This window comes from Nonomuraea sp. NPDC050022, assembly GCF_044460705.1.
GTDB lineage: Bacteria > Actinomycetota > Actinomycetes > Streptosporangiales > Streptosporangiaceae > Nonomuraea.
In genome coordinates, this window is record NZ_JBITKE010000008.1 from 18,673 (window position 1) to 41,840 (window position 23,168).

25 protein-coding genes are annotated in these 23,168 nt (G+C 68.3%); 13 read left to right on the top strand and 12 right to left on the bottom strand.

All coding sequences use genetic code 11. The features are described from left to right. Positions 1-55 precede the first annotated feature (55 nt). Together ACIBO2_RS32375 and ACIBO2_RS32380 are read left to right on the top strand one after the other, a co-directional pair. On the top strand, positions 56-325 hold the full coding sequence (locus ACIBO2_RS32375; protein WP_397301743.1) for a hypothetical protein: 270 nt from the start codon (positions 56-58) through the stop codon (positions 323-325). Further along, positions 295-1,659 (top strand): hypothetical protein, encoded by a 1,365-nt coding sequence (locus tag ACIBO2_RS32380; RefSeq protein ID WP_397301745.1) that lies wholly within the window; start codon positions 295-297, stop codon positions 1,657-1,659. Before ACIBO2_RS32375 ends, ACIBO2_RS32380 begins: the two co-directional genes overlap by 31 nt. On the opposite strand, the gene ACIBO2_RS32385 is transcribed toward ACIBO2_RS32380, so the two are convergent. The 3 genes from ACIBO2_RS32385 to ACIBO2_RS32395 all read right to left on the bottom strand — a co-directional run bounded on the left by ACIBO2_RS32385 (position 1,635) and on the right by ACIBO2_RS32395 (position 3,682). Beyond that, positions 1,635-2,996, bottom strand: a complete 1,362-nt coding sequence (locus tag ACIBO2_RS32385; protein WP_397301748.1) for a hypothetical protein — start codon at positions 2,994-2,996, stop codon at positions 1,635-1,637. The two genes, ACIBO2_RS32380 and ACIBO2_RS32385, sit on opposite strands and share 25 nt — an antisense overlap. A gap of 233 nt (positions 2,997-3,229) precedes the next feature. After that, positions 3,230-3,472 (bottom strand): hypothetical protein, encoded by a 243-nt coding sequence (locus tag ACIBO2_RS32390; RefSeq protein WP_358543854.1) that lies wholly within the window; start codon positions 3,470-3,472, stop codon positions 3,230-3,232. 6 nt (positions 3,473-3,478) lie between these two features. Further along, positions 3,479-3,682: a hypothetical protein gene (locus ACIBO2_RS32395; RefSeq protein ID WP_358543851.1), complete on the bottom strand. Its 204-nt coding sequence runs from the start codon at positions 3,680-3,682 to the stop codon at positions 3,479-3,481. A 170-nt stretch (positions 3,683-3,852) separates the two neighbouring features. Here ACIBO2_RS32395 and ACIBO2_RS32400 point away from each other — a divergent pair, with 170 nt between their 5' ends. Further along, complete coding sequence (locus ACIBO2_RS32400) at positions 3,853-5,055, top strand: ferritin-like protein (RefSeq protein WP_397301752.1); 1,203 nt, start codon at positions 3,853-3,855, stop codon at positions 5,053-5,055. Between the two features lie 1,065 nt (positions 5,056-6,120). On the opposite strand, the gene ACIBO2_RS32405 is transcribed toward ACIBO2_RS32400, so the two are convergent. Together ACIBO2_RS32405 and ACIBO2_RS32410 are read right to left on the bottom strand one after the other, a co-directional pair. Continuing rightward, on the bottom strand, positions 6,121-7,158 hold the full coding sequence (locus tag ACIBO2_RS32405; protein WP_358543841.1) for a hypothetical protein: 1,038 nt from the start codon (positions 7,156-7,158) through the stop codon (positions 6,121-6,123). Positions 7,159-7,576: 418 nt separating this feature from the next. Beyond that, the gene (locus ACIBO2_RS32410) at positions 7,577-8,068 is read right to left on the bottom strand and encodes a hypothetical protein (protein ID WP_358543838.1); all 492 of its coding nucleotides are present in this window, start codon (positions 8,066-8,068) and stop codon (positions 7,577-7,579) included. Between the two features lie 484 nt (positions 8,069-8,552). Between ACIBO2_RS32410 and ACIBO2_RS32415 the strand changes: the two genes are divergently transcribed. Then, a complete protein-coding gene (locus tag ACIBO2_RS32415; RefSeq protein ID WP_358543836.1) occupies positions 8,553-8,684 on the top strand; it encodes a hypothetical protein in 132 nt (43 codons plus the stop codon). Between the two features lie 113 nt (positions 8,685-8,797). Here ACIBO2_RS32415 and ACIBO2_RS32420 read toward each other — a convergent pair whose 3' ends face one another. Continuing rightward, positions 8,798-9,736: an ArsR/SmtB family transcription factor gene (locus ACIBO2_RS32420; RefSeq protein ID WP_397301756.1), complete on the bottom strand. Its 939-nt coding sequence runs from the start codon at positions 9,734-9,736 to the stop codon at positions 8,798-8,800. Positions 9,737-9,988: 252 nt separating this feature from the next. On the opposite strand from ACIBO2_RS32420, the gene ACIBO2_RS32425 reads away from it, so the two are divergent. Further along, positions 9,989-10,984 (top strand): winged helix-turn-helix domain-containing protein, encoded by a 996-nt coding sequence (locus ACIBO2_RS32425; RefSeq protein WP_358543832.1) that lies wholly within the window; start codon positions 9,989-9,991, stop codon positions 10,982-10,984. Positions 10,985-11,273: 289 nt separating this feature from the next. On the opposite strand, the gene ACIBO2_RS32430 is transcribed toward ACIBO2_RS32425, so the two are convergent. From ACIBO2_RS32430 to ACIBO2_RS32445, 4 genes are all read right to left on the bottom strand, one after another. Then, positions 11,274-11,735: a hypothetical protein gene (locus ACIBO2_RS32430; RefSeq protein WP_358543830.1), complete on the bottom strand. Its 462-nt coding sequence runs from the start codon at positions 11,733-11,735 to the stop codon at positions 11,274-11,276. A 419-nt stretch (positions 11,736-12,154) separates the two neighbouring features. Further along, complete coding sequence (rox, locus tag ACIBO2_RS32435) at positions 12,155-13,579, bottom strand: rifampin monooxygenase (protein WP_358543939.1); 1,425 nt, start codon at positions 13,577-13,579, stop codon at positions 12,155-12,157. 272 nt (positions 13,580-13,851) lie between these two features. Beyond that, a complete protein-coding gene (locus tag ACIBO2_RS32440; protein ID WP_397301760.1) occupies positions 13,852-14,226 on the bottom strand; it encodes a TetR/AcrR family transcriptional regulator in 375 nt (124 codons plus the stop codon). Between the two features lie 32 nt (positions 14,227-14,258). Beyond that, entirely contained in the window at positions 14,259-14,573 is a 315-nt protein-coding gene (locus ACIBO2_RS32445; RefSeq protein WP_397302570.1) for a hypothetical protein, read from the bottom strand. Between ACIBO2_RS32445 and ACIBO2_RS32450 the strand changes: the two genes are divergently transcribed. The 8 genes from ACIBO2_RS32450 to ACIBO2_RS32485 all read left to right on the top strand — a co-directional run bounded on the left by ACIBO2_RS32450 (position 14,492) and on the right by ACIBO2_RS32485 (position 21,189). Continuing rightward, positions 14,492-15,064 (top strand): DUF3159 domain-containing protein, encoded by a 573-nt coding sequence (locus tag ACIBO2_RS32450; protein WP_397302551.1) that lies wholly within the window; start codon positions 14,492-14,494, stop codon positions 15,062-15,064. The genes ACIBO2_RS32445 and ACIBO2_RS32450 overlap by 82 nt on opposite strands. Before the next feature lie 12 nt (positions 15,065-15,076). Then, complete coding sequence (locus tag ACIBO2_RS32455) at positions 15,077-16,351, top strand: alkyl sulfatase dimerization domain-containing protein (RefSeq protein WP_358543824.1); 1,275 nt, start codon at positions 15,077-15,079, stop codon at positions 16,349-16,351. 214 nt (positions 16,352-16,565) lie between these two features. Continuing rightward, a complete protein-coding gene (locus tag ACIBO2_RS32460) occupies positions 16,566-17,978 on the top strand; it encodes a sulfatase (protein WP_397301764.1) in 1,413 nt (470 codons plus the stop codon). Positions 17,979-18,028: 50 nt separating this feature from the next. Continuing rightward, on the top strand, positions 18,029-18,970 hold the full coding sequence (locus ACIBO2_RS32465) for a tripartite tricarboxylate transporter substrate binding protein (RefSeq protein ID WP_397301767.1): 942 nt from the start codon (positions 18,029-18,031) through the stop codon (positions 18,968-18,970). 25 nt (positions 18,971-18,995) lie between these two features. Beyond that, entirely contained in the window at positions 18,996-19,466 is a 471-nt protein-coding gene (locus ACIBO2_RS32470; RefSeq protein WP_397301770.1) for a tripartite tricarboxylate transporter TctB family protein, read from the top strand. 2 nt (positions 19,467-19,468) lie between these two features. Beyond that, positions 19,469-19,897 carry a tripartite tricarboxylate transporter permease gene (locus ACIBO2_RS32475; protein ID WP_397301773.1) on the top strand — a complete coding sequence of 143 codons (429 nt, stop codon included), beginning with the start codon at positions 19,469-19,471 and terminating at the stop codon, positions 19,895-19,897. Further along, positions 19,783-20,388, top strand: coding sequence for a tripartite tricarboxylate transporter permease (locus ACIBO2_RS32480; RefSeq protein ID WP_397301775.1), 606 nt, complete (start codon positions 19,783-19,785; stop codon positions 20,386-20,388). The genes ACIBO2_RS32475 and ACIBO2_RS32480 overlap by 115 nt, the downstream gene beginning before the upstream one ends. Before the next feature lie 114 nt (positions 20,389-20,502). Further along, on the top strand, positions 20,503-21,189 hold the full coding sequence (locus tag ACIBO2_RS32485) for an FCD domain-containing protein (protein ID WP_357956429.1): 687 nt from the start codon (positions 20,503-20,505) through the stop codon (positions 21,187-21,189). A gap of 131 nt (positions 21,190-21,320) precedes the next feature. On the opposite strand, the gene ACIBO2_RS32490 is transcribed toward ACIBO2_RS32485, so the two are convergent. Then, entirely contained in the window at positions 21,321-21,845 is a 525-nt protein-coding gene (locus ACIBO2_RS32490) for a hypothetical protein (RefSeq protein WP_358543814.1), read from the bottom strand. Positions 21,846-22,069: 224 nt separating this feature from the next. After that, the gene (locus tag ACIBO2_RS32495) at positions 22,070-23,158 is read right to left on the bottom strand and encodes a mandelate racemase/muconate lactonizing enzyme family protein (protein WP_358543811.1); all 1,089 of its coding nucleotides are present in this window, start codon (positions 23,156-23,158) and stop codon (positions 22,070-22,072) included. Positions 23,159-23,168: the final 10 nt, after the last annotated feature.

Below are 23,168 nucleotides of genomic sequence, written 5' to 3' on the forward strand. Positions count from 1 at the left end.
TGTCAAGCTGCTCAACTTCATCGTCGATCCAAGCGGCCAGACCGCCTCGGCGCTGGTGGAGTCCGCCGAGGGGATCTGGACTCAGGTGAAGGGCCTGGCCCTGGCGGGCGCGGCCGAGGCCGCCTCGTTCATACAGGGCGTGCTCAACACGATCGGGGCCGCCTTCGACACCTTCAAGGACTGGATGCAGGACGCCTTCCACTGGCGTTCGATCTGGCGCACCATGGACGCCTTCTACGGGTATGTCACCGACGGGCTCTCCTCGGTCGCCGGCTGGCTCGGGAGGCCGCCCCGGTGGCGGCCGGACGCTTCTTCAGGGATCTGAAGTCGGAGCTGAACACCGGGCTCGACACGGTCGCGGCCCTGCTGGGCGACACCACGATCGGCGAGATCACACACGGCCGGCTGCGCCTGCTGCCCGCACCTGGGACCAAACGCTCGCCCGCCTTGACGGCGGCGCTGTCGGGCAGCCCCGCGCAGCACAACTACGTGCTGTCGAAGATGCTGTCGAACCTGCCCGACCAGCCCTCCCCGGTGATCCCGGGGCTTCCCGACGGCTTCGCGGAGAAGATCGCCAAGGCGATCGACGACATGGGCGCCGTTCAGGATGGCGAGCAGACGGTGCGGGACCTGACGGCGCTGTGCGAGACGCTGTTCCGAGACCCGTCCCGGGCGGGCGACATCCGTGTCGCGGATCTGCTGGCGGCCTTCCGCGACCTGATCGACCTGGCCGTGGACTGCGCCGACATCCTCGCCGTGGTGCTGCTGGAGTTCGCGGCGGCGATCATCCGCGGGCTGCTCGACGTGCTCACCACGCCGATGACCGACGTGCCGGTGCTCAGCTGGCTCTGGGAGCACGTGGTGCGGCCGGACGAGAGCGACGACCCGATGACGCTGGGCCGGATCCTGTGCCTCGTGCTCGCCGCCCCCGTCACCCTCACCTGCCTGATGGAGACCGGCCGCGGGCCGTACGACGCCTCCCTGACGGCGGATGCGAAGGCGATGAGTGGCGCCTCGGCGCTGGACGACGCGAAGTTCTACACCTCCGGCCTGCTGATCATCATCGACATGATCGCCGACACGATCAACATGGAGGACGCCGCCGCGGCCATGGCGAACCCCGGAAGCGATGGCGTCAGCCTGAAATCGGTGTTCTTCAACGCGCTGGACGTGGTGGCGAACGGGGTCGTCCAGGTCCTTTTCAGCCCCGAGTTCGCCTGGAAGTGGGACTGGTCGTCCATGACCAGAGGCGCGCGGATCACCAACGCGACGTGGATCGGCCTCTGGGCACCCATCCTCTCCGACGGGGCGTTCGTCCTGGTGGACATCATCACGGGCAGCCTGACCCTGGCGGGCAAGCAGGTGCCCGCGGCGCTGAAGGCCCTGAACTTCCAGCTGAACGCGACCATCGATTACGTCCTCGCCGTCACCCTCACCGGCACGGGTGTGGCCGGGGCCGCCTACCAGCTCTCGGACCACGACCCCGGAGTGTCCGGCCTGGACGTCTTCGAGGCCATCGCGCAGCCGCTGCCGTGGCTGGGCCAGATCCTCCTGCTTCCAGAGGCGGTCGAAGAGACCGAGGGGCTCTCCTCGTTCGTGCAGATATGCCTCTGGGACCCGATCGGCGACTTCGACTACGACAGGTTGGCGACATCATGAGCACGGGACCGAGCCGCGACGAGATCCTCTCCCGGCTGCGAGGCAAGGGAGTGACGCAAGGCTGGGACGTGGTGTACGCCCTGTCCGCGCACAAGGTGAACGAGCTGTTCCAGCGCCAGTTCGTGCTGGACCTGAGCACCGGGAGCCACCTGCCCCCGGTGACGGGCAGCGTCCCGGTCATCGGGGACTACGCGGTCGAGTTCGACGACGTCGTACTCGACCACCCGCTGATCGCCTTCGACCCCGAACAGGACCCGCAGGCGGCGCTGCTCACGATTCCGGTCCTCGCCGGGATCATCCGCGTCGTCGTCGCCGACGCCGCCACGGCCAACGTCGTCTCCACCCAGTGGATCACCGAGGGACACGGCTACACGATCACCGGTACGGTGCCCCTCGCCAAGGTGAAGGGGGAAGTCGGCGAGCAGACCCACGTCGTCCTGCGGATCGAGGACGGCAAGGACTTCTTCGCCGGGCTCGGCATGCCGGACGCGGCAGGCACCCTGCTCGGCACGTATTTCCTCCGCTTCCTGCGCGACCACGCCACCGGCTACCGGTACGCCCTGGGCACGCTCGACTACACCCCCAACAGCACCGACCTCACCCCCGCCGGCGACTTCGAGCTGGCCACGCAGCGCGACCAGAGCGACCCGGACGACGCCGGACGGGTGCTGCTGTTCGTCCCCACGAAGTACCACCAGCAGGGCGACAGCCAGACGACGCTCCCGCTGGCCAACCCGGTTCCCGCGGGGATGGACGCGGCGCTGCTGGTGTCGAGCCGGGTGTTCTTCGGCGAGATCATGCCGATCGCCCTGCACGACGCCCTGGCGCGGGGCGGTGAAGGCGTCACCGTCGCGGCGGCCGGCGACCGGGACGAGGCGTGGTCGGTGTCGACCACCGGCGGGCGCGCCTACATGCAGGCGCGATTGCCGCTGCCCAACGGATCCGTCCAGCCCGGATGGTGCGGCGGTCCGGAGCCGGTGATGGTGACCCTGAAAGACATCACCGGCTCCGCCCAGTCCGGCCGGCTCACCGGCAAGTGGCGGCACGACTGGCCGCAGCCGTGGAGTGTGGAGGTCTCCACCCCGTTCACGTACTGCCAGGACGGCCAGGTCACGATGACGGTCGAGCTGGACATTTCCTACCTGCCGTCGGTCGACCCGGTCACCGCGGTGATCTCCTTTCAGCCCGACGGCGGGGTCAAGGTGAGCTACACCGCGCCGGACGTGGGGTTCGACCTGTTCGACAAGAAGGAGGCACAGCAAGTGGTCTCCGAATGGATCTCCGCCCAGGTCTGCCACAAGCTCGGCGACCTGCTGCTCGGCTTCGACATCCCGCACGTCGGGGCCTTCGCCGTGACCAACCTCCTGTTCCCCGGCCGGCAGACGTCCCGGCTGGAGAGCGCGCACGTGCCCGGCGACCTGGTCGCGTTCGGAACGCTGCGGACCTCCGACCTGACCGTGACGCCACCGGTGGCCGCCGTGTCGACCGGGGAGACGCTGCGGCTGTCGGCCGACCGGCCAGTCTCCTGGTCGGTGCCGCGCGGCGGCGGGAAGATCGACGCGACCGGCCTCTACACGCCCCCTACCGCGGTGACGGGATCCAAGGTGGTCGTGGTCACCGCCACCACAGACGGCAAGGACAAGGAGCAGGCGTACGCGGCAGTCGTGGTGAGCCCGGCGGACGTGCGGATCGCACCGGTCATCTCCGTCCTGCCGGCCCGCTCCCAGCCGCAGACCTTCACCGCGGTCCTGCCCGGGGCCGCCGGCAACGCCGTCTGGTCGCTCTCCCCCGCCCTCGGCTCGGTGGACGCCAATGGCGTCTACACCCCGCCCAAAAAGATCGACAAGCCCACCGCCGTGACGATCAGCGCGCGGATCGGCGACCGTAGCGGCCGGGCGCAGATCGTCGTCCTGCCGTCCATGCCCGCCGCCATGCAGGTCACGCCGTACGCCCCCGCGCCGCTCGGACCGGGCGGCACGCTGTCCTTCGCCGCGACGCTCGGCGGCGACCCGGCCGAGGCCAAGTGGAGGATCCTGCCGCAGGTGGGCGCGATCGACCAGAAGGGCCTCTACGCCGCGCCCGAGCGGATCGAGACACCGCAGGCCGTCCTGGTGATCCCGCCGACCCCCGCACCCCCGCCCTCGGCGGAACCGCCGTCGTGCTCCTCACCCCCGAGACCTCGCAGGACATGTCATGACCGCGCCCGTGCCGCTGATCCACCGGCCGATCCAATCCCTCCAGGAGCTCGGCGACCACCTCCAGCTGGCGCTGGGCATCGAGCTGTCCACGATCCCGCCGTACCTGTGCGCCCTCTACTCCATCAGCGACCCGGCGTCGGAGGCCTCCCGCCTCATCCGCGGGGTAGTGATCGAGGAGATGCTGCACATGATGCAGGTCGCCAACCTCATGAACGCGATCGGCCGCATCCCCTCGCTGGAAGGCAAGTATGTGCCCAGCTACCCATCGAACCTGCTGGGCCACGCGGCCGGCGGGCCGTTCGTCCAGCTCCAGCCGCTCTCCCCGGCGCTCGCGCGCACGGTGTTCATGCGGATCGAGAAGCCGGAGCCGAGCCCGGACGCGCCCGCCGAGGACGAGCCGTACGACACCATCGGACAGTTCTACAAGGCGATCGAACTGGGCTTCGTCACCTGCGTCGACAAACTCGGCGAGAAGGGGGTGTTCGGGCAGGACACCGGGTTCCAGCGGGACGACACCTACATCGGGCCGGGTGGCGGCCAGCTGCACATCGTGCACGATCTGGACACGGTGACGGCCGCCATCATGGAGATCGTCCAGCAGGGCGAGGGGGCGCTGATCCAGCAGCCGCCCGTACCATACGAGGAACCGTACGGCGGCTACGACCACTACGGCGAGCGGTCCGACGGCACCTACGGCCCGATCATCGGAACCCCCTGGGAGCTGTCCCACTACCGCAGGTTTCAGCGGATCGCCGAGGGCGAGGTGAGCCTGCCGCCGATCTACCCGATGCAGGCGAACCCGTCCGACACCGACCTCGACGGCGACTTCCGCCGCCTGTCCCATCTGTTCGACAACTGCTACACGCTGGTGCTGGCCGCGCTCGGCGAGGCGTTCGGCACGACGACCGCGCCGCGCCCGTTCTTCCAGACGGCCTTTCCCGTCATGCGGGCGGCCCTGCCCGCCCTGGCGACGCTGCTGATGCGTACCCCGCTGAGCCCGGCCGCCGATCCCGAGCTGGGGCCGACCGCCGGGCCGGCGTTCGTCTACCGGCCGCTGCCGGTGGCCGACATCGCGGCGATTACGGCACACTCGCCGCCCTCCAGCGCCGCACCCGCTCCCGCTACACCTCCTACCTGCTGGACCGCAACGGCTACTACGGCATCGAGACCCGATGGCCGGACGCCCCGTTCTGGCTGAGGCGCGCCAACAGCCGCTTCCAGCCCGGCATACCGGCCTCCCCGTACGCGTGAGCACCCGATGCCCTGCGTACCAGAGCAGATCTCTCCGCCCCGACGACGCGCGGCCGGCTTCCTCAGGGCTCGCCTCGCCGGGAGCGACGAGGGGGTTCGTGGCGAAGCTGAGGCCATCGTGCGGCAGCTGGTCGTCCAAGGCCCGGCAAGATCACCGCCGATCGGCTCGGCCACAGCGCGCCCTACCTGCGGGCCCGCATCAGCCAGTTCGGTGATGGATCGGGTGCCGCGGCGCAGGGCGTCGCGGGCGAGGCTCATGCGCCATTGGATGAGGTATTCCAGTGGAGGGGTTCCGACCTGGGTTTTGAAGGTCGCCGCGAATGCCGAGCGTGACATGCGGCTGATGTCGGCGAGCTCCTTGAGCGTCCAGCGGTGTGCGACGTGTGCGTGCATGGCGCGGAGTGCGGCGCCGATGCCGTCGTTGTTGAGTGCTCCCAGCCAGCCGGTGAGGCGGTCGGTTTGGTCGGCGTGGGCGCGCGGCATGTGGACGAAGAGGACTTGTGCGAGGTGGTCCAGGACCAGGGAGCTGCCGAGTGCGGTTCGGCTGCTACACCGACGCCGAGCGCGACCGCGACGCCAAACTCTCCTCGATTCCCGCCGGCATCGACGCGGCCACGACAGCGACCACATCGCCTACAGCATAGTTGAGTGGTCTGACGGCGAGCCCGGCACTGTGCCCGCCACCAGGACAGCCTGATGGCCTCACGGCGCGCCAAGCAACTCAGGGCCCGGACGGCGGCCCGTCGGCCGACCGGACTCTGAACGAGGTACTGGCAGCACTACGCCCACTGACGGCCGATGCGGAGGCCGCTGCCCCCTGCACCCCCTGTTCCTCGCCGGTGAGGCCGGCTCCGGGATGGCCCGGGGCGCGAACCAGGCTGCAGGCCGTAACGGGTGCCGTCCGAGGTCGTGGAGTACGCGCCAACCTTACTTACCGAACATGCCTGACGCCTTCTCGGCACCCCAGATAATCAGGCCCCCTTCGATCAAGGCTCTGACCTGAGCCGACTCGCTATTTTGCGCCTGGTGACGGTGACCCGAACGGGGGGCCTTGGCGGTCGTAGATGTTGAGCGCCTCAGTGATGTCCGACCCATCCACCCAGAACGTGCCCGTGTTGCCGTACCTGTCGAACGCGATGATCTCCGGATTGAAATGCCCTTCCCATTGCTCTAGCGGCCCGTTGGGGATGTGCCATCCGTTGCCACCGGTGGTGGAGTGCACCCAAGTGAAGCACAGGTAGCGTTCGGGATATGTCCTGTCGTAGATCTCCGCGAAATCCCACCAGTTGTTCCCTTCGGGGAAATTGACGATTTCCCCCGTGCTGGAGTCATGCGGCTCATCATGCCAGACATAGCCGCCGTAGAAATTTTTGTGGTTCTCCGGAGTGATGTTGTACGCGAATAACCCGGCGTAACCAGAATCCGTGAAGTGGCCCCGCACCTGGAACGTGACGAAGTAGTTAGCTGCACCCTTCAAGGACAGATAGTAGTTCCAGGCATATGTCGTCACATACTTTGTGTTTTCCCCGTCCTGAGTTGACGTACGCGAGCAATCCCAGTCGATGTCATTCAACATGTACGTTCTGGCCGGCCGTGGATTGAGCGTGACTTTGCTGTGGCATGTCCCAGTTTGTGAACTGTTGACGGTAACACCGGAGTCGGTCCTGACCCGGACACCGATCGACTTCCGGCTCACCTCGGGTGAGCAGTACACATAGAACGAGACGTGCCCGGTCCCGCCACCTTCGATCGTGGCTTCGGCGCCCTCGCTGGACCCGTCCGGGATTGCAGTGAACTCGTTCGCGGCGTCCGAATAGGCCCAGCCCGAGATGCCGTCCCGGTTGAGTGTCGACCCATCGACGTAGTCGATGAGCCACAAATTAGCGGCTAGGTGCTGGGGGTCGACCCGAACGGGATCCCCGTTTTTGTCAGTCGGCTCGACGTTGATCGTCACGCCGATCCTGTTCTGTCCATTCGCGTAGATGTCGCAATTCTCGCCGCCGCTCTCGAGCGTCACCGACAGCTTCGACACGCTCTCCCATGTTGACATGTTTATCTCCTTCGTTCGCGTGAGATGGCACGGTGGGTCTAAGGCCCGGCGATGGGCAGTCCCGATTGTTTCCGTCGCGCCCATAGGCACTCGGCACGGCCTCACGTCGATAACGTCACCGAAACCCCCAGAGCCTGATGACAATTCTCCCGAGCGGCCTCGGCTCTGAGAAGTCCCGGGCCCTGTAATGATCAACAGCCGATAGCAGGGCAGGGTGGGAGAGAGGGGCCGGCCTCGCAGTAGTCGAGCCCGAGCCTCCCCCGGTGATGGCGATGATGCGCTGGCTGGTGGACGAGCCGACGCCGACGCGCTCACGCAGGCCGGGGGCGACGGCGCGGTATCGCAGCGAGGGCGATCATGGGGCAGGCGCCACCCCCTAGAGGCTCATATATGTGGGTTGCCCCTGAATATTGCCGGTCTAGTCGGCATCCTGGGCGATGAACTCGGCATAACCGTCCGCATCCCAATTGAAATCGGACTTGGGTTCGCGGTCATGGATCTCCATCTCAAACAGCCAGCCCTCGCCGTAGGGGTCCCTGATGAGTAGCTCCGGAGTGTTGGCGAGCGCGGTGTTGACGGCGACGACTTTCGCCTCGACTGGTGCGCAGAAATCGCTCCAGCTCTCGCCAGGAGCGGCATCCCCGTCCTCCCACTCCTCGTCGGAATCAGCATCCCCCTCCTGAGTCCAGCTGACCTGACCGAAGGAGTCACCCAGCTCGACGTAGCTACCTACCTCAGGCAACCGCACCCGCAGCTCTCTGTCGGGGATCTGACCTATGAAGAAGGCGGTGAAGCCGACCCTCACCCGGTCGCCAGGCGTGTCCAGCTTCCTGTTGCGCCTGAACCACTCACCGTTGCCCCACATGTGCAGCTCACCGGCGTACAGGCGATCCTGGGGGTACTCGCTCACTTCTTCCTCCCGTAGAACGGCAAACCGAACTCTTCCGATCTTCGCCCGGCGGCGGCCGCAGTGTCGAGGGGCCGCACCCGGGCCCAGACAACCGCCGTGGCGTGGTCGTCCAGGAGGCCGCGCGCCCAGGTGGTCAGCACCGCGCGACGTTCGCGGAGCCTGATCTGTTGGCGACCAGGAGGGCGATGTGGTCGCAGGCCACGCACCGCGGCCTCTGCCCGCGTACGGCGAGGCCCTGCTGACACCGGGCACCGGGGTCGGCGCACACACGCTGCGTGGCGGTCGCCCGCCGGTCGGCCGCCACGAGCCAGCGGCCTGATGGCCGCCGAGTGACCCCACCTGGGCTCCCGAGTCAGCCTGAGCCGTACATCTGGTGGCACGCAGGCGGCGGCGTGCGCCGGCGGTGCCAGGCAGCCTGGGCTTCGGGCGTCAGTGCGTCCACAGATAGGAGGCGAACGGGGGGCAGCGGGGGCGATCTGCTGCCATGCCTGGTCGCATTCGGCCCGTGGAGTCGCTCGGGGTGACCGGGATGTCCCCCGTCGACGCAATGGGGATGTCGACAGCGCCATGGGTGACCACCCGCGGCCGCGAGGCCGGCGACCAGCTCTACCCGTGACCCTCCGTGATCCTTGCTGTCAAATGAGGGTATTTATTCGATTATGTGTTTGGGTTTTTGTTTCGCCCGAGCGCCTTTACAAAGTAGATTTCTTGGAGGAGGTGGTCGGCGGGTCAGTTCTGCCGTGTGCCGTCCGGACCGTTCAACAGGGCGATGCCCAGGGTGGTGGCGGTGTGGTGCGCGGTGTTGCGGTAGCGGGTCGTATGGATGAGCCCTGCCTCCCGCAAAACGGTGGCATGCTGGCTCGCACCTGGAGGCGTGGTGCCGCTCAACCCGGCCAGTTCCGTGGTGGTGCAGCCGGGATGTTCGGCGATGACGCTCAGTACGGCGGCGCGGGTGTTCCCGAGCAGCGCGGCCAAGGCGGCTGTGGAGCCCGGGGCCACCTGCTCAGGGACCAGGGCGGTCAACCGGTCGAGAGACAGATCGCCGGGGAGGGGATAGGTGACCTGCGGTTGGCTCTCGTCGTCGTCGACGATGGAGCGCGATGCGAAGGCCGACGGCACCAGCACGATGCCCTGCCCCTGAAGATACAGATCGTGGTCGAGGCCATTGGCCATCCGCACTTCCAGCACCGGTGGGTTCCAACGCATCCAGCGCGGGTTGGCCAGAGTCAGCAGCCGCTCGACGCCTCCGGTGAGCAGATGCTGGGTCCGGACAGCGCGATCAGCCGCGAAACAGCCGGTGAGCCGCTGCCAGTAGGGGCCCAGTAGCTGCTCGTACAACTGCTCGAGCGCCTCCCACAGATGCCCACGCAGCGTTTCATCGTCGCCGAGATGGCGAGCCCATGTTGGGACGCTCTGCAGCTCCGCCATCGCGGCGAGTTCGTTGTTCATCACGTCGGACGGGGTCGCTCTCACTTGCTCGACCAGCTCTGGGAGGGTGCCGGCCTTAGCCGGGCCGAGAAAGGTCGGTGCCCACCCGACCGCGGGAACCAGGGATAAGACCATGCGCGCGTGCTTCGGCAGCCGGGGCATGACCCGTCGGCGCCAGCCGTCCAACCACGCCGCTTCACGGTCTTGCAACATCCGTATCGCCAGCTGCAGCTCCGCCAAGGGCATTGGCGCCTCGGCCACTCTCGTACGAGCAAGATCCTGACTGGTGAAGTGAACGCGATAAACCATCGACGCCCCCGTATTTGACATCCCCTGAGGTGATTCTTCCCAGACGTCATTATTCAGGCCAGCCTGAATCTCCTGGAGATTCCGTCCCCGACGCCACACCCTGGACCTCGGACCCGGTTTCAGGCCTGACCACCGACCAGCTCATTCAGGCGTACTTGGTCTCTCCCGGAAGGATTGACGAGCGTGCTGCGCATCCACTTCACCGGCGCCGATCTGGCGCGGACCCGGATCGCCCGGGAACCCGACACGATGTGGGAGCTGATGCTCAGCCTGAACCGGCTGCGTCGCCGCGAGCACAGCGTGGTCTACGGCGAGTGGAAGCGACGCGCCCTCCGCCGCGTGCCGTCGCCCACCGGGCGGCTGACCACCCTCGCGCCGCCCCGCGGCTACACCGTCGACTTCCTCACTCCGCGAACGGAGTCCGGCTCGCTGGAGGCCGGTATGGAGGCCCTGCGCCGCACGCCCCGTCACCGGTTGCGCGCCGACCTGGCGGAGCTGTCGCACAGGCACTCCACCACCCGGCTGCCCTCCTGGACCCACGGCCTGGCGGCCGGGGGTACGCAGGAGGTGGAAGCCATCGCGACGGCGGCCGGCGCCTACTTCCAAGCGTGCCTGTCGCCGTACTGGTCCCAGATCCGGGTGGAGGTCGGCAAGGACCGGACGCGCCGCTCCCGTCTGCTGTCGGAGGGCGGCTGGGAGGCGGTGTTCGCCACGTTGCACCCGTCGGCGCGCTGGTCGTACCCGGTGCTGGAGTTGGCCTACCCGGCCGAGCACGACATCCATTTGGAGGGACGCGGGCTGATCCTGCAGCCGTCCTTCTTCTGCCGCCAGGCCCCCGTCACCTTGCGCGATCCGGAGCTCCCGCCGGTTCTGGTCTATCCCATCGAGCATGACCCGGCGTGGGCGCACGGCGGGGGCGCTGATCCCCCGCGAACCTTGGCCGACCTGCTCGGACTCACCCGTGCCCGGGTGCTGGAGGTCGTCGCTCTCGGCGCGTGCACGACGTCCGAGCTGGCGCGGCAGCTGCGCGTCCCGCCCTCCACCGCCAGCCGCCAGGTCACGACCCTGCGCGAAGCCGGGCTGGTGACGAGCCAGCGTCACGGTCAGAGGGTGCTCCACTCCGCCACCCATCTGGGCACCGCCCTCCTCAACGGCCACCACCACGACCTGACCGAGTAGGGTGCGTCACCGCTCAAGCCTCTCGGAGGTCAGTTCAGCTGGTCCGCCGTGTGGTGGTCTGCTCACAGTCGGACTTGTCGGCGATGACGGGGGCGAGCAAGTAGGACGGGACGACCTTGGCGTCATTGAGCGCGGACCAGGGTGAGTATGTCTTCCACTGAGCCCGCCGGGTCGCTGAGCCGAATCAGCCGGCTCGCCAACCGCATCGTCGGAGCTCGCCCCGACGCCGAAAGGGAAAGGCCGTCCGTTCCCCGGTGAGGGAGACGGACGGCCTCGGGTTCAGCGGTGGCTAGAACTTGTGCCAGCCTCCGAAGTCGCCGCCCCGGCTCTCGCTCCCGTAGAGCCCGATGCGGAGATTGCGGTAGTCGTCCCGGTCGAACCGGTAGGAGTAACGGCGCCCCTCGAAGGCCTTGACCCAGCGGTAGTGCACGTCGCCGTCATCGTCCTGCCACTTGAAGCGGACCCAGTTGTAGTCGTCGTCCCCGTCCACGATCACAATGGCGAAGACGAAGACGACGTCACCGGACCGATCGCGGTGCCACTCCCCCTTGATGTAGCTGCGGTCGCCCCGGTCCTCGCCCCGGCCGAAGCCCGAGTACCACCGGAAGCCGTTCGAACTGGCAGCTGTCGCGGTCGCCGTGGTCGCCGCCACCCCGGTCGTCGCGGCGTTCGCGGCCGGCGCGAGGGCCAGTCCCGCTGCCAGGGAGCCGACGACGGCGCCCCCGGCGAGAATGCTGCGAATCTTTCGCATTCCGTCCTCCTGATTAGTCGTGATGCCCAGTGGTCGTTCCGGACGGACATGAACGTAGGAGGTTTCCTGCCGCTGTTCTGCGTAAAAATCCATACTCGCCGCAACTGTGCCGTTTTACCACCTCAGGGGCCACATGAATGGTGGCAGGCCCGTATATTCGGCGTCTACAGAATGTCTACGGAATGTCTGCCTCTCCGGCTACTACGGATTCCGAACAACGCGAAAGAGCTGGTCCCGCTGATGAACTCCTGGAACCCCCTCGCGCTACTCGCACGCCAATGGCCTCGGCCGGACGCGGGGCCATGGGCGAGACAGGCAGGAAGCGCGGTGGCGGGCAGCGCGAGGGCCGCCGCCACCGCGACGATCATCGGGCACCGGGACGTACGACACCGCCGACCCGGAGCCGACACCAGGAGGGATCAGTTGGCGGGCTTGCCGAACCAGCGGGAGAGGTGGTCGTCCAGGTCCTGCTGATCGTCGCCGATCCAGGCGACGTAGCCGTCGGGGCGTAGCAGGACGCACGGGACATCCAGTGCCGCGGTGGGATCCGCGAGGTAGTCGACCCGGTCTGACCAGCCGCCGACGGCCAGGCGTTCGGTGCGGTCCAGCAGCAGGCCGCGGCCGCGGTGCAGCAGATCGTACAGGTGGCCCTGTTTCAGGTCGATGTCGCGCAGGCGGCGGCCAAGCAGGTCGGGGCCCGCACCGAAGTCGTAGCGGACGCCGATCGCGGTGATCTTCTCGATCAGGTGGCGGTTCACCTCGTCGAAGTCCATGAGTTCGGTGAGCAGCCTGCGCACGGCCTGCGGGCCCGGTTCGGTGGAAAGCAGTTCCATCTGGGCGCGGGTGTTGTCCAGTACGTCCTTGGCGACGGGATGACGTTCGGCCTGGTAGGTGTCCAGGAGTGTCTCCGGTGCCCAGCCGCGGATCTGGGCGGCCAGTTTCCAGCCGAGGTTGAACGCGTCCTGGACGCCCAGGTTGAGGCCCTGTCCGCCGATGGGTGGATGAATATGTGCCGCGTCGCCGGCCAGGAACACCCGCCCGGCCCGATAGCGTTCGGCCAGCCGGGTGGCGTCTCCGAAGCGGGACATCCAGCGCGGGGAGTGCACGCCGAAATCGGTTCCGGCGATGATGCGCAGTTGTTGCTGGAAATCGTCGAGCGTGGGCGGTTCCGCGCGGTCGGCTACTTGAGCGGCGGGGACGAGGACGCTGTAGACGCCTTGGCCGAAGGGCCTGAGCCAGAATTGCTTATGGGTGTCTTGGAGTTGGGCCACCTTGGCGGCGATCTCCTCCTGCGGCACGCCCACTTCCATCTCGCCCATCAGCGTCTCGGTCCGCGAGGGCTCGCCGGGGAAGCCGACGCCGAGCAGTTTGCGCACCGTACTGCGCCCGCCGTCACAGCCGATGAGATAGCGCGCACGCAGCCGTTCGCCGTCGGCCAGCTCGACGGTCACGCCCTCGTCGTCCTGCTCGAGATCGGCCACCGCGCGACCGCGCCGGACCTGCGCGCCCAGGTCGATCGCGTGTTCTTCAAGCAGGCGTTCGATGACCGGCTGCGGGATGCCCAGCAGGTAGGCGTGCGCGGAATCCAGGCCCTTGGGCGCGGGTTTGGGGATGGCGGCGAAGAATCCGCCGGCCGGACGCTGTCTTCCGTGTTCGAGCATGCGATCCAGCAGTCCGCGCATCGCCATCAGCTCAAGACTGCGAATATGCAGACCGACTATGCGGACGAACGACTTAGGCTCGGTCTCCTTCTCCAGAACGAGTACCCGCACATCGTGCAGCCGAAGTTCGGCGGCCAGCATCGCGCCGGTCGGGCCGCACCCGGCAATGATCACGTCGAACATGGGCGCGCGATCGGAGGCCGGCGACCGGAGCCCGGAGATGTCCGACGTCGGCTCGGCGGGGAACTGCGGAGAGTGCATAGGTGTTGCCTTTCGGGAGTGCCTTGTTGGCGAGGCGCTCCCGGCGACACCTACGTCAATCGCCGGCCGTGACCGGAAGGGGGAGCACCCACATCGATACAGCGTTCATGGGTCTCACCTCCTGGGGCGGTGTCACGGTCGACTGCAAGCTACAAGCCCGAGCATCATCCCGTCCAATCCTTTTCCAGCGACTCTCAGATCGACCCGGGCGGAGGCTCGTCGGCCGGGAGCGGCAGTGCCACGATGCGGCAGGCCTCCGACTCTGCCATGCCGAACATCCGCAGGACGTTGAGCACGGTCTGGTCGTCGACGTCGGCGAGCAGCCTCTCCAGCCAGGCGGCGTGGGTCTCGAGCGCCTCGGCGATCGCCGCGTCGAGTAGTTCCGCCTTGGACGAGAAGTGGTTGTAGAACGTACCGACGCCGACGCCGACGTCGGCGGCATCTGTGATCTGCTGGATGCTGACCTCGAAGTCACCGCGCTCGGCGTAGATCTCCTGCGCGGCCTCGATCAGCGCCCTTCGGGTGCGCAGCTTGCGCCTCTCTCCACGCGACGACTGCTGTGCCGGCATGGTCGAAATCGTAGCCGGGGCGAGCCCGTTACTCACCGCGGTAGCCCGGACGGTCCCGCGGCCTTGATCACGCGGTCGGGGTCGACGCTGACCCAGGCGACGCCGGCGTTCCGCAGCCAGCGTGCGAGGAACCGTTCGCCTTCGCCGCCCTCCGGATCGACGGTCAGCCAGGCCGAGGGCAGGGCGTCGGGGACGGCCGCGAGGTCGGTGCCGGGGAGCGCGACGACCGCTGGGCGCTCGCCGAGCACCCGGTCGACCAGCACGGATTCGCCGTCCGGGCCCGGCAGGCGGACGAGCGGGAGGAGCGCGCCTCGTACGCTGCGGAGGGTGCGCCGCTGGTCGAACATGTTGGCCCGCGGAAGCCCCGCGGCCGTCCTCCGCTCGCGGGAGAAAGTGGCCAGCTCGCGGTGGCCCCCGTCGACGAGCCGCAGCCCGGCCGCGGGGCGGGTCCGAACTCGTCCTCAACGCCGCCGGCCTGGTGGCGTGCGCCGTCTCGCTGCTGATCGGGCGGCCGCTCACCGAAGCGGTCTGCCGCAAGGCCGGGACAGAGCCGTCCCGGACGGCCGGCGATCCGGCCGCCCGGCGCCGCCACGTCCGCCTGACCGCGGGCTGGGCCGTGCTGTGGGTGAGTCACCTCGTGCCGCTCGGCTACCTCTACGCGGCGAACTCACTCGTCGGACTCACGCTGGTCAGCGCACTGTTCAGCAAGCCGTCGCTGCCGGCGATGGCCGCCTTCACCGTCGTGGTCGTACGCCGGGCCGCGCGGCGGGGCCTGTACGCCACTGCCGCCGCACCGCGATCATCAAGTGGCGACTGTCACGCCCGAAAGCCGCTGTAGAAAGGACCCGTCATGACCTCCTCGATTCTCAAGCTGGCCGATGAGATGTGGGCCGGTCGGCGCGAGCCGGCCTCCATAGCGGAACCCGTCATGGCTGACGCCGAGGAGGTCGCCGACGGGGTGCTGATGGTGCCCGGTTTCGGGCACGCCTTCGCCCTCCGGCACGAGCACGGAGTCGTACTCTTCGACACCGGCGTCAAGCTGCTCGCCGACAAGCTGCACGAGCGGGTGACCGCGTGGGATTCCGGGCCGGTCACCCACGCCGTCTACTCCCACGGTCACGTCGACCACGTCGGCGGACTCGGCCCCTTCGACGCCGCCGCCGATGCTCACGGTGTGCCTCGCCCGCAGGTGATCGCGCACGAGAACGTACTCGCGCGCTTCCGGCGCTACGCCGACACGCAGGGCTACAACACGATCATCAACCGCCGCCAGTTCCGCATCCCCGACCTCGTCTGGCCGGCCGAATACCGGGAACCGGACGTCACCTTCTCCGACACCCATGTGGTCGAGACCGGTGGCCTGCGCCTCGAACTCACCCACCACCGGGGCGAGACCGACGACCACGTGGTCGGCTGGCTCCCCCAGCGGCGGATCCTCTTCCCCGGCGACCTGTTCCTCGGCGTCTCCCCGAACGCCGGCAACCCGCAGAAGGTGCAGCGCTATCCCGTCGACTGGGCCGCCGCCCTGCGCTGGATGGCCTCGCTCGACGCCGAGTTGATGCTCGGCAGCCACGGCATCCCCGTCGTCGGCGCCGATCACGTACGCGAGGCCCTGGAGAACACCGCCCGCTACCTGGAGACCCTCGTCGACCAGACGCTCGCTTGCCTCAACGACGGCGCGACGCTGGTCGAGACCCTGCACCGGGTGCGGGTGCCGGACGATCTGGCCGCGCTGCATTACCTGCAGCCGCTCTACGACGAGCCGGAATTCATCGTCCGCAACGTATGGCGCCAGTTCGCCGGCTGGTACGACGGCAACCCCGCCCACCTCAAGCCCGCCACCGACGCCGCCCTCGCCACCGAACTCGCCGCGCTCGCCGGCGGCGCCCAGGTCCTCGCCGACCGCGCACTGGAGCTGTCCCGCGCCGGCGAGCACCGGCTGGCCTGCCACCTCGCCCAGCTCGCCGGCGACGCAGCCCCGGAGGACAAGGCCGTCCACACCGCCCGCGCCGAGGTCTACGCGCTCCGCGCCGCCCAGGAGCGCAGCACCATGTCGATCGGCATCTTCAGCTGGGCCGAGGCCGAATCGCGGGACATCCTGAACGACCCTGGTGCGATTACCTAGCTCGCGACGAGCCTGGTTGTCCGGGGGTCCGTGTCTCCACCTCGTACCAGGCGATCGGCTGGACCGACGAACGCCCAGAACCGCCTGCGCATCGGAACTGAGTCGCTCACCCATCCGCGCTCGCGGCATGGCCACGTTCGCGCCAAAAGATTGTACCTTTCAGCCGAAGATGCTACCTTTCCCGGCAATCGCAAGGAATGGGGAGTACGGATCGATGGCTGTGAGCCCGGGACCTGACCGGCCAAACGTGGTGATCTTCGTCGGAGACGACCACGGCTATGGCGACCTGTCATGCATGGGATCACCCACGGTGCGAACGCCGCGATTGGACGCGCTGGCGGCCTCGGGTGCCTTGCTGACCAACTGGTACTCGAACTCGCCGGTCTGCTCACCCTCACGGGCGGCCCTGCTCAGCGGCCGATATCCGGGGAACGCGGGCGTACGGTCGATTCTGCAGGGGTATCGGACGACGCCGGGCCTGAGCCAGGACGTGCCGACGCTCGCGAGCGCACTGCGGGAGGTCGGCTACCACACCGAACTGGTCGGGAAGTGGCACCTGGGCCTGACCCCGGAATCACGGCCGGAGGCCCACGGGTTCGACCGGACGTTCGGGCACCTGGCCGGGGCTGTGGACTACTACTCGCACATCCACTACAGCCCGAACAACCGCCGGGTGAGCATGAACGGCGAGACCTATTTCGGCACGCCGCTGCATGACCTCTGGGAGAACGGGAGCGAGGTCTACCTCGACGGCGAGTACCTCACCGATCTGGTGGCCGACCGCGCGACGCGCGCTGTGCGCGAGGCCGCCGCGGCGCGGTCGCCGTTCTTCCTGTACGTCCCGTTCAACGCGCCCCACTACCCCCTGCACGCCCCGGCGAAGTACAAGGAACGCTTCGCGCACCTGCCATGGGATCAGATGATCATGGCGGCGATGATCAGCGCGCTGGACGACGCCGTCGGCGCGGTCATGGACGAGCTGGATCGCCAAGGCGTGCTGGACAACACGCTCGTGCTCTACATGTCCGACAACGGGCCGTCCCGCGAGATCCGCAACTGGATGGACGGCAGCCAGACCCCGTACCGCGCCAGCAGCTCCGGCGGGCTGAAGGGCCACAAGTTCAGCCTCTTCGAGGGCGGCATTCGCGTTCCGGGCATCGTGAGCTGGCCAGGCGTGATCCCCGCGGGGCAGGTGGTGGAGGAGCCGCTGGCCGCCATGGACGTGTTCCCCACCGTGCTCGCCGCGGCGGGCGGGGAGCCGGAGAGGTACGAGTGCGACGGCCACGACATGCTGTCCGTGCTCACCGGCGGCGCCCGATCACCGCACGAGCACCTGTTCTGGGAGCAGGGCGTGCAGACGGCGACCCGGCGCGGCCGATGGAAGCTCGTCCTGGACGGCCAGCTCGAAGAGGGCCTGCCCCCGGCCGAGCCGGTGTTCCTCGCCGATCTCGCCGACGACCCCGGCGAGACGGTGAACCGCGCCGCCGAGCACCCGGGCCTCGTGGCCGAGCTGACCGCGGCGGCCACGAGCTGGCGCGACGGCATCGAACAGCGCTGGAGCGCCGAATGGCTGCCGCGCATCCCGGACCACGACACCCACGTGTTCCCACCCGGCGTATCAAAATGACCGAGCCCGCGCCCTCCCCGGCGCGGGCGACCTCGAGAAAGATCCGCACCATGAGGTTGCGTACCATCCCGGCCGCGGCGTCGGCCGGACTGCTGCTCGTCACGAGCTGTTCCCTGACCGAGGCCCCGTCCTCCTCCGGCTATCCCTCGCAATCGATCTCCATCATCGTCCCCGTCCCGGCGGGGTCGTCCACCGATCTGTCCACGCGCGTGCTGGCACCCTGCCTGGAACAGCAGCTCAAGGCCACCATCGTGGTCGAGAACCGCGAGGGCGGGTCCGGCGCCGTCGGCAACGGCGTGTTCGCCCGCGCGAAGGCCGACGGCTACACGCTCGTGTCGACCACCGCCGCCAACGCCGTCCTGCCGCCCATCCTGGAAGGCGACGTCGGCTACACCGTCGACAGCTTCCGGCCGGTCGGGATGATCGGCACGGCGCCGGTCGTCCTCGTGGTGCCGAAGGCCTCCCCCTTCACGACGGCGAAGGACCTTTTCACAGCCGCCAAGACCGGCGCCGTCAAGCTCGGGATCCCGGGCAAGACAAGCGTCCCGGGCATCTCCGCCACCGCGCTGATCGGCTCCACCGGGCTGCAGCTCACGCCGGTGCCGTTCGACGGCAACGGCGGCACCATGACGGCCGTGCTCTCCGGCGAGGTGCAGGCCGGTTACCTGTCGGCCGACGCCGCGGTCGTACTCCCCCGCGTGCGATCAGGCGAGGTCCGCGTGCTCGCCACCGCCGCCACCGAGCCGATCATCACCATGCCGGACGTGCCGACGCTGAAGTCCCTGGGGTACGCCGATCTCCCGTACGCCGACTCCTTCTGGTTCCTCGCCGCCCAGCCCAAGACCCCGGACGACGTCGTCGGCCGGTTGGAGGGCGCGATGAAGACCTGCATGACCTCCGAGAAGGTCGTCACCGGTCTGGGCAAGGGCGTGGCGCCCGCCTCCTTCATGGACGGCGCCCAGGTCACCACGCTGCTGCGGCAGGCGGCCTAGGACTATGCCAAGAAGCGCGGCTGACATGGCCGCTTCTTCCGACCTCCGGTCCGGCCGGATCGGCTTCGCGCTCCTGACGCTCCTGGCCGCCGTCGCCACGACCGGCGCGTTCACCACACTCGACTTCGGCAGCCCCGCCGAACCCGGTCCCGGGTTCTGGATCGGCTGTATCTCGGCCGCCACCCTCGCGTTCACCCTGGCAGCGCTGCTGAACCCGGGCGTCGTCATCGACGGGGTCAGCCGTATCACGCGCGCCGAGGGGCTCGCCGTCGCGGCGGCCCTTCCCCTGCTGGCGCTGACGCCGCCGATGGTCACCCTGCTCGGGCTCACCGTCACCACGGCGCTGACCTGCCTCTACTGGTTCATCGTGATCACCAGGACCGCCCCTGTCCGCAGCCTGATCGGAGCGGCCGCGATCACGACGGGGATCGTCGTCGTCTTCATCGAACTGCTCCACGTGCCCACCCCGCTGGGCACCCTGACCGGGATCCGGTAGTCATGGACATCCTCCAGAATCTGGCCGACGGGCTGCAGGTGGCCCTCGCCCCGCAGAACCTGCTGTTCGTCCTGCTCGGCGTGTCCGTCGGCATGATGGTCGGGGTCCTGCCCGGCCTGGGCCCCGCGCCGACCGTGGCGCTGCTGCTCCCGATCACGTTCGGCCTGGAGCCGTCCACCGCGGTGATCATGCTGGCCGGCGTCTACTACGGCGCCATGTACGGCGGCACCATCACCTCGGTGCTGCTGCGCATCCCCGGCGAGGCGGCCTCATCTCCCGTACGCCGGAGCGGTTCGGCCACGGCGTCCCACAGGCGGTGTCCGGCCCGGAGACCGCCAACAACGCCGCCAGCATCTCCAGCTTCATCCCGCTGCTCACGCTCGGCTTCCCGCCGAACGGCGTGCTCGCCGTCATCTTCGGCGCACTGCTGATCCAGGGCGTCACCCCGGGGCCGACCTTGATCTCCGACCACCCGGACATCTTCTGGGGCGTGGTGGGTTCCATGGTGGTCGGCAACCTGATCCTGCTCGTCATGAACATCCCGCTGCTGCCGGTCTTCGTACGGATCGCGAAGATCCCGCCCGCCGTGATGTCCACGCTCACCGTGGCGATCCTCATCGTCGGCGCGTACACCATCAACGGCAACACCTTCGACGTCGCCGTCATGGTGGCCGCCGGTCTGGCCGGTTATCTCCTGCGGAGCATCGGCGTCCCGCCCGCGCCGATCGTGCTGGCCTTCATCCTGGGCCCGATCTTCGAGACCAACTTCCGCCGGTCGCTGGTGCTCTCCGACGGCGGCTTCGGCATCTTCGCCTCCTCGCCGACGGCCGTCGTGCTGCTCGCCCTGACGATACTTGTCCTCGTCAGTACGGCGCTGCCCTTGGTCCGTCAGCGCCGCAGGACTCTCGAAGCGGAGAACTGACCAGTGACCGTACCCGCTCCGCCCGGCACGCGTCCCTGGCGCGACGTCGTCCGAACGGCCCGGCCCCAAGGCGGGACGGCGAATGGCCGTCCCGGTGACGAGTAGGGTGATCGTATGTCGGCTGCGACTCTCCATTCGGCGGTTCTCGACGCACTGGGTTCAGACATCGTCAGCGGAGAACTGCCCGCCGGATCCGTCCTCACCCTGGAGAGCCTGCAACAGCGCTACTCCGTCTCGCGAGGGGTGGCGCGCGAGTGCATGCGCATCCTGGAATCGCTGCGCATGGTCACCTCACAGCGCCGCACCGGCATCTGCATCTCGCCTGAGCAGCAGTGGAACGTCTACGACACCCGGGTGATCCGCTGGCGCCTGGACAGCAAGCACCGCGCCGCCCAGCTTCGCTCTCTCACCGAGCTGCGCCTTGGCATCGAGCCGATCGCGGCGCACCTGGCCACCCTGCGGGCCTCCGCCGACGAGCGCGCCGCACTCCGTGCCGCGGCGCAGGACATGCGCCGCTACGGCACGACGCACCGCCCGATGCGCTACCTCGCCGCGGACATCGAGTTCCACCGGATCATCCTCGGTGCCTCCGGCAACGGGATGTACACCGCCCTCGCCGATCCGATCGCGGAAGTCCTCAGGGAGTCACCGACGCACGGCCGCTCCGACTACCCCGTCCCCGAGACCATCGGCTATCACGAGGCCGTCATGGAAGCCATCTGCGCCGGAGACCCGGACGCCGCCGAGCGGGCGATGACCACCCTCCTCAGCGATGTCCGCAGCGCGTTGAGACTGCTGTAGGGAGCCTGGCGCATCTCTCGAGCAGCACGCATAGTGCCAGGAGTAGAGGTAGGCGCCGGCATTCAACTGCTGGATGATCCGAGCCTGACACCTCCTCGGCTGGGGTGTCAGGCTCGGTGAGCGCGTGAGTCTCAGAGCTTGCGGATCGATACGGCGTTGTCGCCGATCCCGCCGCCCCGGGGATATACGCACAGGTAGGTCTGTACGACGGCGACGACGGTCCAGCCGGGCGGCGCCGATTGGACGCCGCAGATGATGAGTGTGCGGCCGGAGGGCAGACCGTTGATATTGGTGAGGGTCTGCTGGTTATTGAGGACGCCGTTGGGGGTCTTGCTGATTTCACAGTTGAAGGAGTAGGACAGCGCCGTGGCATAGAACCCGGCCGGGGGCGGAGGCGTGATACAGGTGGTCACCGTGCCGCCCGCGGCGGTGTCGCTGATGACCTGGACGGTTTTCGCGTTGTAGTAGATGGTGCCGGGCTGGCCACACTGGTACCAGTCGAAGTAGGCCGTCGGCATCGAGCCGGTGGGGATGGGGGCGTTCGCGCAGACGTTCGAGCTGGGGCCGAGCATCCGCGTCGATCCTTCTGCCGGGGAGGGAGAAAGGCACATGACGGCGGCCGCCGCGACGACGATGGCGGTCAGCAGTCTTCTCATCGGCGCTCCTGTCGAATCGATGTGGGGGGCCATCACGGCTCATCATTACTGGGCCCCTGCCTCCGAGAAATGCCTATTGTTGCCTAAAAGCACGAATGTCATTTTTTATCACGCATATTGCAAGTTTCTGCTACAACTGCGATACTCCCGCCATAAATAGGATATGCGACTCGCCCATTTAAGGTAGCGACCTTAATACCGACACTCTGCCGGCTAACGGCGGCTCAGGCGACGCGATGGTCGTCGAGGGCATCGGGATCCCAGTCGATCCCGATGCCGGGGACGTCGGGCGGTGTCATCTCGCCGTCCTCGATCACCGGAGAGCCGCGGGTGATCGCCCGCAACTGCGGGATGTACTCGACGTACATCCCGTTCGGCACCGCGGCGGCCAGGCTGACGTGCAGTTCCATGAGGAAGTGCGGGCTCACCGCGACGTTGAACGCCTCGGCGGCGTGGGCGACCTTCAGCCACGGGGTGATCCCGCCGATGCGGGCCACATCGACCTGCACGATGCCGACCGCGCCCGCGGCCAGGTAGTCGCCGAACCGCTGAACGGAGTAGAGGGATTCGCCGACCGCCACCGGCACCGAGGTGGAGGCCGCCAGTCTCCGGTGTCCGTGCAGGTCGTCGGCCGGCAGCGGCTCCTCGAACCAGGCGATGCCGAGCGGCTCGTAGGTCCGGGCGCGCCGGATCGCCTCCGCGGAGGTGAACGCCTGGTTGGCGTCGACCATGACCTCGAAACCCGGTCCCACCGCCTCGCGGACGGCCGCGAGCCGTTCGGCGTCTTCGGCGAGCGACGGCCTGCCCACCTTGACCTTCACCCCGCGCAGCCCGGCTGTGGCGGCCCGCTTCGCGCCGTCCACCAGTTCCTCCACGGGCAGGTGCAGCCAGCCGCCCTCGGTGTCGTAGACGGGTAGCCGCTCGTGCGCGCCGCCCGCCATCCGCCACAGCGACTCACCGGTACGGCGGCCGCGCAGGTCCCAGAGCGCGGTGTCGACGGCGGCGAACGCCAGTGAGGTGATGGCCCCGACGGTGGTCGCGCGGGTCTGGTCGAGCATGTGCCGCCACAGCGCCTCGACCGGCCGGGCGTCCCGGCCCAGAAGCGCCGGGACCAGGTGCTCGGTGATGAGTGACGTGACGGCCCGCCCGCCGGTCCCGATCGTGTAGGAGTACCCGGTGCCGGACAGCCCGTCGGAGGTGTGCACGGTGACCAGCACCGTCTCCTGCTTGACGAAGGACTGCATCGCGTCGACGCGGACGGCCGCCGGTTGCAGGTCGACCAGCTGGACGTCGATTCGTTCGATTCGGGGCATGTCATGTGCT